A 9,801-nucleotide genomic window follows, 5' to 3' on the forward strand; every position below is an offset into this window, starting at 1 on the left:
GCGAGGGGGTTTCGGCTCCGCTCCGTGCACGGCGTCGTCTCATGACGTCCCCTGCCGGGTCCGCCGGATGAGCGGGACGTCGCATGCGGGCTTTATCGTGGCATGCGTGACCGAGACGAAGGCCGTGAAGTCCGAGCAGACGCGGGCCGCGATCGTCCAGACGGCGCTGCGCCTGTTCCGGGAGCGCGGATACGAGGCGACGACGATGCGGGCGATCGCCAAGGAGGCGGGCGTCTCGGTCGGCAACGCCTACTACTACTTCGGCTCCAAGGAAGAGCTGATCCAGGCCTACTACGACGAGCTGCAGGACGAGCACGTCGCCGCCTGCCGGGCCGTCCTCGACACCGAGCGGGAGTTCGCGGCGCGGCTGCTCGGCGTGCTGAAGGCCCGGGTCGACACGATGGTCCCGTACCACGAGTTCGCCGGGAAGTTCTTCAAGTTCGCCGCCGAGCCGACCAGCCCGCTCAACCCGTTCAGCGCCGAGTCCGGCCCGGCCCGCGACTCGGCGGTCGCGATCTACCGCGACGTCGTCGAGGGCTCCGACCTGAAGATCGACAAGGAGTTCCGGGCGGAGCTGCCCGAACTGCTGTGGATCTACTCGATGGGCATCGTCCTGTACTGGGTGCACGACAGCTCGCCGGGCTGCCGCAAGACGTACCTGCTGGTCGAGCGGACGGTCCCGCTGGTCAACCGCATGGTGTCGATGTCGCGCCTGCCGGGCTTCAAGTCGGTGACGCGGGAGCTGGTCGGCATCATCCGCGAAGTCCGCGCCTGACCCGCCGGACGCTCAGCGGAAGGTGAGGTCCCAATGGTCCTTTTCGCGGGCGAAGACGGTGCCGTCCGGTGAACGGTAGAGGCGGGCGCCGTCACTGCGGACGCCGGTGGACGGATAGCGCTTGATCGCGGCGTCCACGCACCGCCCGGGCGCGATGTCGAGTTTGTAGCCGTTCGAGTGGCTGTAGGTGCCGGACGCGTGGCCGCGCTCGGTGCCGCCCGTGACGGTGATCTTGCAGCCGCTCGACTTCGCGAAGCCGATCAGCCCCTTGACCGTCCCCCACCGGACGCCCTCGAACGAGGTGCAGGTCCGGACCGTCCGGTCGGAGCAGCCGCCGGTCGACCGCCACCGGATGCCGCTGCCGCGCAGCGCCGACTCGGCGAACCGCTGCTCAAGCCGCAGCGACTCGGGCAACGCCGCAACGCCCTCTGCGGACACCAAGGTCGCGTCCTCGTCCGCCGTCGGAGGACGGCTTGGTGACGCCGCCGCGTCGGCCGGGACCTGCTGATGCGCAGGCGTGGCGGTCCCGCCTGGCGGTGCGGTCGGCGGTTTCGCGACAAAGGGGGCGTTGCTCGTTGGCGTAAGGGAGGCCGGTGGCCGCTGCTCTGCCGGGGTGGGCGGCGCCACATCGCGCGGAAACGCGCTCTTGCTTGGCGTGATGGCGGCTGATCGGTGGGGCGTCGGGGCGGCCGCCAGACGGGCGTTTCCGCTGGTCGGAGGCCGTTGGCGTGCCGGAGCGGCGGAGGCGGGGAGTGGGGTGAGGAGCGTGGTGGCGAGGGTCAGGGCCGTTACCAGGGCCGTCAGGCGGACGGCCGGGCCCGGTTTTCGCTCCGCGCAGGCGTGCCGGACGCGTGCATGGGCGTGCCGAAGGCGTGTCATGTCGTCCCCCCGATCGGTGATCTTCGATTACCGGGGGGTGTGGCGGCCGCGGTTGATCATCGGCCGACGCGGGGATGCCCGGGCGGCGATCCGGTAAACCCGGGGGACGGGCGGCGGCCCCGCCCGTCCCCCGGAAAGATCACGCCATACCGAGATGCTTGCGGGCGAAGTTCATTTCCGCGGCCATCTGCGTGATTCGCTCCTCGACGACCAGGGAGCCGTGGCCCGCGTCGTACCGGTACACCTCGTGCGGAAGGCCCAGCTCAGCGAGCCGGCCGAGGTAGTTGTCGATCTGCCGGATGGGGCAGCGCGGGTCGTTCTCCCCGGCCAGGACCAGCACCGGCGCCTTGACCTGGGACACGTAGGTGATCGGGGATGATTCGCGGTACCGGTCCGGGACCTCGTCCGGTGAGCCGCCGAACAGGGAGCGGTCGAACGCCTGCAGCCCCTCCATTTCGTCCTCGTATGCGGCGACATAGTCGGCGACGGGGACGGCGGCGACCGCGACGCTCCAGTCGTCCGGCTGCGTGCCGATGCCGAGCAGGGTGAGGAAGCCGCCCCACGAGCCGCCCGTCAGCACGAGCCGGGACGGGTCGGCGAGGCCCGACTCGACGGCCCAGTCGCGGACGGCCTTGATGTCCTCCAGTTCGGTCAGCCCGACGCGGCCCTCGATGGCGTCCCGCCATTCCGAGCCGTATCCGGTGGAGCCCCGGTAGTTGACGCGGACGACCGCGAACCCGTGGTCGACCCAGGCGGCGGCCGTCGCCACGAACGAGTCGTCGTCCTGCGCGGTCGGTCCGCCGTGGATGTCGAAGACGGCCGGGTAGGGACGGTCGCCGTCCGGCTTGCTGACCAATGCGTGGATTCGTCCACCGGGGCCGTCCACCCACACGTCCTCGACCGGGACGGACGGCGGCGCGGAAGGGCCGGGCGGGGTGAGGACGACCTCGCCGGACGTGGACCGGATCACCGGCGGCTCGGCGGCGGACGACCACGAGAACTCGACCGTCCCGTCCGGTCGGACGTCGGCGCCGCCGATCACTCCGCGCGGTGTGTCGATCCTGGTGAGGGCCCCGGAACCCAGGTCGTACCGGTAAAGCTCGTCGCGCGCCTCGTGGGAGTGGGAGACCAGCAGCGCCGTCCCGTCCGGGTACCAGCCGGCGCCGATCTCGCCGGGCAGGTCGAGGACGATCTCGTGCTCGGTCCCGGCGACCGGATCCCAGATGAGCATCTCCTCCCGGCCGCGCCGCTCATGGTTGACGAGCAGCCGCGAATCACCATCGACCGGGGCGAATCCAGCGCCGTAGACGCCCTTGCCAGGGCCGTCCCACAGATCAGCGACCGTGGAGCCGTCAGGACGCAGAACGCGTAGCGCCATGTGCCGGCTGTCGCCGTGCTCACTGTGGCCTATCGCGATGAGGGTTTCGTCGCGCGAGAGGGCGGCGATGTGCGCGTCCTCTGCATGGTGGTAGAGCACCTCAGGCTCAGACCCAGGGCGGCACAGGTGAATGGTGTTGCCCTGGTCGGTCGTCCGTCCGACGACGGCGAGACCACTGCGCCCTAGGGACAGCCCAGACGGATACGACGGCTCCAGCCCAGGAACGGCCGACTCGCTCTCCGTCCCATCGAAGGGGATGCGGTTCCAGACACCGAACTCGTCTCCGTCCGTGTCCGCGAACCACCACATCCATTCGCCGGACGGATCGACGGTTCCCATCCACGTGCCGTTGGGACGATCGGTCATCTGCCGCTGTGCACCGGTTTCCCGGTCCCACGTGTAGATCTCCCACGTCCCGGTCACGTTCGACCGGTAGATGCTGCGGTTCGGGGCGTCACGCGCCCATCGGGGCAGGCTCATCCGGGCGGCCCGGAAACGCGCCTTCCAGCGCTCGTCGTCGACCATGCCCCCAGTATCCCGGCCGCAGGGCGTGCTCAGGGGGAGGTCAGGCGGCCGAGGAGCTGGTCGATGGCGGCCCGGACCTGGCGGTCCATGGCGCGCGCGAAGCCCGCCTCGACCGTGACCTGCGCGCCGGGGCGCAGCCGGGCGAGGGTCTCGGTGAGTTCGCCCAGGTCCTGGTCGTCGATGCGCGCGACGACGTGCGTGGTGATCAGCCGGACGAACATGGCGGCGAGGTCGTCCATGCTGCGCTGGAGCTCCTGCCCGGCCGACAGCACCGCGTCCAGCGGCACCCCGGCGCGGACGAGCGTCACCGTCGCGTCCAGCTGGCGGCGGCTCCAGTGGGTGACGCGGTCGCCGTCGATCTCGATGTGGCCGAGCTCGACGGCCCGCTTCACGGACTCGGGATCGACCTCGCCGGGGAACAGCGCCGCCAGCTCGTCCAGCGTCATGGTCACCGGGATCTCGTCCGACCACGGCGCCGTCACCGCCTTCTCGACCCCGAGGACGGCGCCGATGTCGCGGCCCTGCTCCCACGCCGACAGCAGTTCCCGGATGCCCTCCAGGGTGTGCCCGCGTTCGAGCAGGTTCCCGATCATGCGGAGGCGGGCGAGGTGGTCCTCGGAGTACAGGCCGATGCGCCCGACGCGGCGGGGCGGCGGCAGCAGCTTGCGCTCCTGGTAGTAGCGCAGCGTCCGCACGGGGACGCCGGCCGCCGAGGCGAGTTCGCCGATGCGGTACTCGCGGCCACCGCCGCCGGGACGGTCCTCCGTCGGCTCTTCGCTCACGGGCGCCAGCATAGTTCGCGGCCGGACGCGGTCAGGTCCTTTGCCGTCCGGCAACGGAACGGGATCGGGGCCGGGGACGTCTGACGTGCGTTGCCGTCCGAAGAGAAGGGCCCCTCATGTCCAAGACCCGTCCCGTCGCGCTCGCGCTGACCGTCCTGGTCACCGCGTTCGGGTTGACCGCGTGCGGTCAGGACAGGTGGTGCGAGCACGACGCGACCGACACCAAGGTCAGCGACAGCTACTGCAAAAAAGGCACGCCCGGGTACGAGTGGGAGACGGACGGCCACAAGACCAAGCACAAGAAGACGAAGCACAGCAAGACCAATCACAAGACCAAGTCGCACCACTGACGGCTATGGAGCCCGCCGGGCGGTCCTGATCCGGCGTTGCCGGCGCCGGCGCTTCTCGTCGGCGGCCTGGGCCGCCGCCTCGGTGGCGAGCAGGTCGCGGAGCGAACGGGGAAGGATGTCCTCGCGCCGGTCGATGAACGGTGAACGCATTGGATTCCCCTTTCAGGCGGCTGGTTCCAGGTCGGGATACGCCTCGGACACGGTGCTGAGCGCCCAGCGCATGCGGGCGCTGTAGATCTCGGGATGGTCCCCCGCCTCCTGCGCGACGAGGGCGAGGCAGACGGAGCGGTCTCCGCCGCAGGCGCCGATCCGGTTGTCGATCGCCGCGCGCACCTGCTCGGTGGACGGACGGTCGGACTCCTGCAGCCCGCTGCAGAACAGGATCTCGGCCAGATCGGAGGTCGTCATCGAGGTCCGGGTCGCCGTGTTCGACATCGCGTGCCTTCTTCCTGCGGAGGGGCCTCGTTCCCCTGCTGCCAGATACGACTCTGCACGCCGGGCGAAGTAACCGCCATACGGGAAAACCCCTAAACCCCGTGGAGTAATCCCCCATACGGCGGGTTCCGGTCGGCGAACCCGTCCGTGAACCCGTCCGTGAACCCGTCCGTGAACCCGTCCGTGAACCCGTCCGTGAGCGCCGTCCGGAACGCGCGCACCGCCGGGTGCTCACCCCCGCCCCGGCGGGACGCGGTGAACAGGCGGCGGACCCGGTCCGCCGCCGGCAGCCGGACGACCGGGACCGTCGGCGGATCCCCCGCCCACACGAGGCCGGGCAGCAGCGCGGCGGCGTGGCCCCGCTCCACCAGCCGCAGGTGGAGCAGCAGATCGGTGGACTCGAACCGCACGTCCGGCTCGAACCCGGCCGCCCGGCACAGCCTCGTCGCCCACTGCCGTGACGCCGTCCCCACCGGCTCCATGACCCACGGGACGCCGGCCAAACCACTCAGGCCCGCGTCCGGTACGCCGCCGGGGAGCGCCAGCCGGATCTCGTCCTCGCCGAGCTCCGCGTACTCGACGCCCGCCGGGCGCGGCCCCGGCTCCCCCGGATACTCCTCGGTGATGACCAGGTCGAAGTCCCGCGCGAGCAGGGCGGGCAGCGCGCTCTCCGGCTCCCGCTGGGTGATCTCGACGCGCAGCCGCGGGTGGGCGTCGCGGAGCAGGCTGAGCGCGTCCGGGACGAGCGCGAGCGCGGCGGTCTGGAACGCGGCGACCCGCAGCACCCCCGTGATGCCCCTGAGGGACGCGCGGAGCTCGGCCTCCGCGCGTTCGAGCCGCTCCAGGACCGCCTCGGTGTGCGCGACGAGGATCTCGGCCTGCGCCGTCAGCCGGACGCGGCGCCCGACCGGCTCCAGCAGCGGCACCCCGACCTCCTTCTCCAGGACGGACAGCTGCTGCGAGATCGACGACGGACTGTAGGAGAGGGCTTCGGCCACGGCGGCGAGCGTCCCGCGGTGCTTCAGCTCGCGCAGCAGGCGCAACCGGTGCAGATCCAGCATGCTCGTCCAATCATTGGCTGAGCTGACGGTTATCGCTCGGAAACATTCGCTGGACCGACTATAGCCCGCTACGGAAACGTATCTCCCATGGTCAACGCCCCCGCCCGCTGGTTCAGCCGCCCGGCCGCCCGCGCCTGGACGTGCCCGCCCGCGCCGCCCGACGTCCCCGCTTTCCACCGGACGCTCCCCGGATACGCCCCGACGCCGCTCGTCGAACTGCCGCCGCTCGCCGCCGAACTGGGCGTCGAGCGGGTCTTCGTAAAGGACGAGTCGTCCCGTCTCGGACTCCCCGCCTTCAAGATCCTCGGCGCCTCGTGGGGGATCTACCGGGCACTCTGTGACAAGTACCGGCTATCGGACGTCCCGCTGTCGCGGCTGCGCGCCGAACTGGGCCCGGTGCGGCTGATCACGGCGACGGACGGCAACCACGGCCGCGCGGTCGCCGCGATGGCCCGGCTCCTGGACCTGGCGGCCGACGTCTACGTCCCGTACGGCGTCCACCCCGCCGCCATGGCCGCGATCAAGGCGGAGGGCGCCGCCCTGACCGAGGTCGCCGGCCCCTACGACGAAGCGGTGCGCGTTGCGGCGGACGTGGCGGCCGCCGACCCCTCGGCCCTCCTCGTCCAGGACACGGCCTGGCCCGGCTACGAACGCGTCCCGCAGTGGATCGTCGAGGGCTACTCCACGCTCTTCACCGAAATCGACGAACAAGTAGCCGCGGCCGGCGCCGCCCCTGTCGGCATGGTGGCCGTCCCAGTAGGCGTGGGTTCGTTGGCCCAGGCAGCCGTGACCCACTACAGGTCAGGCTCGTCCAAACCGACCATTCTCGCCGTGGAACCCGATGCCGCCCCCTGCATACTGGCGAGCCTCCACCAAGACAAGCCACTGACCGTCGGGACGGGGCCGACCACCATGGCGGGCCTCAACTGTGCCACCCCGTCCACCCTCGCCTGGCCCGTCCTACGCTCCGGCCTGGACGCGGCCGTAGCAGTGACCGACACCGACGCAGCCCAGGCAGCGCAGGACCTATCCGCGCTAGGTGTCTCGTCAGGCCCGTGCGGCGCGGCCTCCCTGGCGGGAACCCGCACCGCCCTAACTCAACGGCCCGCCGCCCACATCAACACGATCGTGCTACTGAACACAGAAGGCCAAGCCGCCAACCCATCCCTCCCCTGACCCACGCCTGCCCGACCACACAGGCCCGCAGAGGCCAGGCGGCCAACCTGTGCGTCCCTGATGTGCACCGGGTTTCCGTCGCCTCGTGGGGGATTGCGCGGTCGGCTGCGGTGGGTGGGGCGGGCTGGAGCAATTGGTGGGGTGTCTGTCGTTGAGTGGGGTGGTCGGGCACGCCCGTATAAGGGTTCGTACGGCCGTGCCGGGGCGTGTGATTCTTACAGTGGTGATTGGCAGGGTGGCGGGATGGGTGATGAGGGGCGCGAGTACCGGGTCGAGGAGTTGGCGGCCGAGGCGGGGGTGCCTGTCCGGACGCTGCGGTATTACCAGGAGCGGCGGCTGCTGCCCGCGCCGCGGCGGCAGGGGAGGGTCGCCATCTACAACGCGTCCCATCTGGAGCGGCTGCGGCTGATCGCGGATCTGCTCGACCGCGGCTATCGGCTGGACGGCATCGAGGAGCTGATCGCCGCCGCCGACGAGGGACGCGACGTCACCGAGCTGCTCGGCTACGAGTGGGCGGCCGCCACGCCGTGGGCGGAGCGGGAGTCCGCCGAGGTGAGCCTGGCGGAGCTGGACGCGGTCTTCGGCGGGCGGCTCACCCCGGAGGTCATCGCGGAGGCGGCGGAGCTGGGGTACGTCACGGTCGACGGGGACCGGGTCGTGATCAACAGCCCGCGGTTGTTCGACGCGGCGGTGCAGCTCGTCCGGGCCGGGATCCCGCTGCGCTCGATCCTCGCCATGAGCTGGGAGCTGGAGGCCGCGTTCGACCGGATGGCGTTCGGCTTCGTCCAGTTGGTCCGGGGCGGGCTGCCGGAGCACCGGGCCGGCGACCCGTCCCCGGACGAGTTGGACCGGCTGGCCGAGCTGGTCCGGCGGCTGCGGCCCCTCGCCAGGACGGTCGCCGACGAGCATTTCGCCCGCGCGATGGATCGCCGCCTCAGTAGGGACATTTCGGAGATCAAGCAGCACATCCGGCCTACGCGCCGGTAACATACCCCTACCGCATCCCCGCGGGATTGCTTTACTCTCGACCAATGGTCCCAGCCTGAGCTGGGAACGAGTTGCGAGGGGGTCGCACGGTGGCAGGAACGAACGACGGTCGCGTGGCGGTGGTGACGGGCGCCGCCCGCGGCCTCGGCGCGCTGCTCGCCCGCCGGCTGGCGGACCGCGGCATCAAGGTCGCGCTGCTCGGCCTGGAACCCGCCGAACTCGCCGAGACCGCCGCCGCCTGCGGCCCGGACGCTCGGCACTGGGAGGTCGACGTCACCGACGACGCGGCCCTCGCCCGGGTCGCGGCCGACGTCAAGACCGTCTACGGGCGCGTCGACATCGTGATCGCGAACGCGGGCATCGCCACGGGGGGCCCGGTCGAGTACTCCGATCCGCGCACGTTCAGCCGCGTCATCGAGGTCAACCTCCTGGGCAGCGTCGCGACCGCGCGCGCTTTCCTGCCTGCGCTCCGCGAGAGCAGGGGCTACTTCTTCCAGGTCGCCTCGCTCGCCGCGCTGTGCTCCGCGCCGATGATGGCCGCGTACTGCGCGAGCAAGTCGGGCGTCGAGGCGTTCGCGCACAGCCTGCGCGCCGAGGTCGCCCACCACGGCGTCCGCGTCGGCGTCGGCTACCTGAGCTGGACGGACACCGACTTGGTCCGGGGCGCCGACCAGGACGCCGCGCTCGCCGACATGCGGGCGAAGCTGCCGTTTCCGACCAGCCGCACCTATCCCCTCGAACCGACCGTCGATCGGCTCGTGGCCGGGATCCTCCGCCGCCGCGCCCACGTGTACGGGCAGCGCTGGCTGCCGTTCATGCAACTCGTGCGGAGTTTCGTCCCCACGATCGTGACCCGCCACGCGCGCAGGCACCTCGCCGACGCCGAGACCCGCTGGCTCGCCGCCGGCGGACCCACCCGCCTCGTCGGCGCGGGCGGTGCCGCCAACGAGGCCCGGAACGCCCCATGAAGCCCGATCTGCACCGCTTCCTCGCCGACCGCATCGACGAGATCACCGCGGAGATGGCCGGGGAGATCGCCGCCCGCGTCCCCGCATACACGCACCTGAGCCCCGGCGAGATCGCGAACCTCGTCAAGGAGGCCATCGCCGCCTACTCGGGCGCGTGTGAGGCGCGCGCCGTGCTGCCGGTGTTCCGCGCGCTCGGCGCCAGCGAGGCGTGCGCGGGGCACGACGTCCGCCACTTCGAGTCCGCGCTGCGCACCGCCGCCCGCGTCCTCGTCCGCCGGACGGCCGGCGCCGCCGCCCGCCTTTACCCGCCAACAGCGGAGTACATCACGGTGATGGAGACCGCGTTCAGCGCCGAGAGCGAGATCGTCGGGGCGGCGGTCGACGGCCACCGCCGGGCGGCGCGCCCAGCCGTGGCGCGCCGCCTCTACCCCCTGCTCAGCGGCAACTAGCGCTGGTCGTCCACCGCCCGCGCCGCAAGCGAACGA

At 71.5% G+C, this 9,801-nt stretch carries 12 protein-coding genes; 6 read left to right on the forward strand and 6 right to left on the reverse strand.

Annotation, left to right across the window (positions count from 1 at the left end; translation table 11 throughout):
* Positions 1-106 precede the first annotated feature (106 nt).
* Positions 107-775: a TetR family transcriptional regulator gene (locus HUX53_RS13525; protein ID WP_309237199.1), complete on the forward strand. Its 669-nt coding sequence runs from the start codon at positions 107-109 to the stop codon at positions 773-775.
* Between the two features lie 12 nt (positions 776-787).
* On the opposite strand, the gene HUX53_RS13530 is transcribed toward HUX53_RS13525, so the two are convergent.
* The 3 genes from HUX53_RS13530 to HUX53_RS13540 all read right to left on the reverse strand — a co-directional run bounded on the left by HUX53_RS13530 (position 788) and on the right by HUX53_RS13540 (position 4,339).
* Positions 788-1,216, reverse strand: a complete 429-nt coding sequence (locus tag HUX53_RS13530; RefSeq protein WP_217919398.1) for a hypothetical protein — start codon at positions 1,214-1,216, stop codon at positions 788-790.
* A 577-nt stretch (positions 1,217-1,793) separates the two neighbouring features.
* Entirely contained in the window at positions 1,794-3,557 is a 1,764-nt protein-coding gene (locus tag HUX53_RS13535; protein ID WP_176403529.1) for a prolyl oligopeptidase family serine peptidase, read from the reverse strand.
* Between the two features lie 29 nt (positions 3,558-3,586).
* Entirely contained in the window at positions 3,587-4,339 is a 753-nt protein-coding gene (locus tag HUX53_RS13540; protein WP_309237200.1) for a MerR family transcriptional regulator, read from the reverse strand.
* Between the two features lie 116 nt (positions 4,340-4,455).
* Between HUX53_RS13540 and HUX53_RS13545 the strand changes: the two genes are divergently transcribed.
* The gene (locus HUX53_RS13545; protein WP_176403531.1) at positions 4,456-4,689 is read left to right on the forward strand and encodes a hypothetical protein; all 234 of its coding nucleotides are present in this window, start codon (positions 4,456-4,458) and stop codon (positions 4,687-4,689) included.
* A gap of 3 nt (positions 4,690-4,692) precedes the next feature.
* Here the strand turns inward: HUX53_RS13545 and HUX53_RS13550 are convergent, their stop codons facing one another.
* The 3 genes from HUX53_RS13550 to HUX53_RS13560 all read right to left on the reverse strand — a co-directional run bounded on the left by HUX53_RS13550 (position 4,693) and on the right by HUX53_RS13560 (position 6,185).
* The gene (locus HUX53_RS13550; protein WP_176403532.1) at positions 4,693-4,839 is read right to left on the reverse strand and encodes a hypothetical protein; all 147 of its coding nucleotides are present in this window, start codon (positions 4,837-4,839) and stop codon (positions 4,693-4,695) included.
* 12 nt (positions 4,840-4,851) lie between these two features.
* Positions 4,852-5,124: a hypothetical protein gene (locus tag HUX53_RS13555; protein ID WP_176403533.1), complete on the reverse strand. Its 273-nt coding sequence runs from the start codon at positions 5,122-5,124 to the stop codon at positions 4,852-4,854.
* A gap of 92 nt (positions 5,125-5,216) precedes the next feature.
* Positions 5,217-6,185, reverse strand: a complete 969-nt coding sequence (locus tag HUX53_RS13560; protein WP_176403534.1) for a LysR family transcriptional regulator — start codon at positions 6,183-6,185, stop codon at positions 5,217-5,219.
* A gap of 87 nt (positions 6,186-6,272) precedes the next feature.
* Between HUX53_RS13560 and HUX53_RS13565 the strand changes: the two genes are divergently transcribed.
* The 4 genes from HUX53_RS13565 (at position 6,273) to HUX53_RS13580 (ending at position 9,765) form a co-directional block, all read left to right on the forward strand.
* Positions 6,273-7,361, forward strand: a complete 1,089-nt coding sequence (locus HUX53_RS13565) for a diaminopropionate ammonia-lyase (RefSeq protein WP_176403535.1) — start codon at positions 6,273-6,275, stop codon at positions 7,359-7,361.
* Between the two features lie 243 nt (positions 7,362-7,604).
* Entirely contained in the window at positions 7,605-8,348 is a 744-nt protein-coding gene (locus HUX53_RS13570; protein ID WP_176403536.1) for a MerR family transcriptional regulator, read from the forward strand.
* An 89-nt stretch (positions 8,349-8,437) separates the two neighbouring features.
* Positions 8,438-9,316, forward strand: coding sequence for an SDR family oxidoreductase (locus HUX53_RS13575; RefSeq protein WP_176403537.1), 879 nt, complete (start codon positions 8,438-8,440; stop codon positions 9,314-9,316).
* Positions 9,313-9,765: a hypothetical protein gene (locus tag HUX53_RS13580; RefSeq protein WP_176403538.1), complete on the forward strand. Its 453-nt coding sequence runs from the start codon at positions 9,313-9,315 to the stop codon at positions 9,763-9,765. Before HUX53_RS13575 ends, HUX53_RS13580 begins: the two co-directional genes overlap by 4 nt.
* The last annotated feature ends 36 nt before the right edge of the window (positions 9,766-9,801 follow it).

It is taken from the genome of Actinomadura sp. BRA 177 (genome assembly GCF_013372625.1).
Lineage (GTDB): Bacteria > Actinomycetota > Actinomycetes > Streptosporangiales > Streptosporangiaceae > Spirillospora.

Coding starts and splice junctions, on each gene's coding strand:
- HUX53_RS13545 (WP_176403531.1), top strand. CDS start 4,456: ATGTCCAAGACCCGTCCCGTCGCGCTCGCGCTGACCGTCCTGGTCACC.
- HUX53_RS13580 (WP_176403538.1), top strand. CDS start 9,313: ATGAAGCCCGATCTGCACCGCTTCCTCGCCGACCGCATCGACGAGATC.
- HUX53_RS13560 (WP_176403534.1), bottom strand. CDS start 6,185: ATGCTGGATCTGCACCGGTTGCGCCTGCTGCGCGAGCTGAAGCACCGC.
- HUX53_RS13550 (WP_176403532.1), bottom strand. CDS start 4,839: ATGCGTTCACCGTTCATCGACCGGCGCGAGGACATCCTTCCCCGTTCG.
- HUX53_RS13570 (WP_176403536.1), top strand. CDS start 7,605: ATGGGTGATGAGGGGCGCGAGTACCGGGTCGAGGAGTTGGCGGCCGAG.
- HUX53_RS13555 (WP_176403533.1), bottom strand. CDS start 5,124: ATGTCGAACACGGCGACCCGGACCTCGATGACGACCTCCGATCTGGCC.
- HUX53_RS13565 (WP_176403535.1), top strand. CDS start 6,273: ATGGTCAACGCCCCCGCCCGCTGGTTCAGCCGCCCGGCCGCCCGCGCC.
- HUX53_RS13535 (WP_176403529.1), bottom strand. CDS start 3,557: ATGGTCGACGACGAGCGCTGGAAGGCGCGTTTCCGGGCCGCCCGGATG.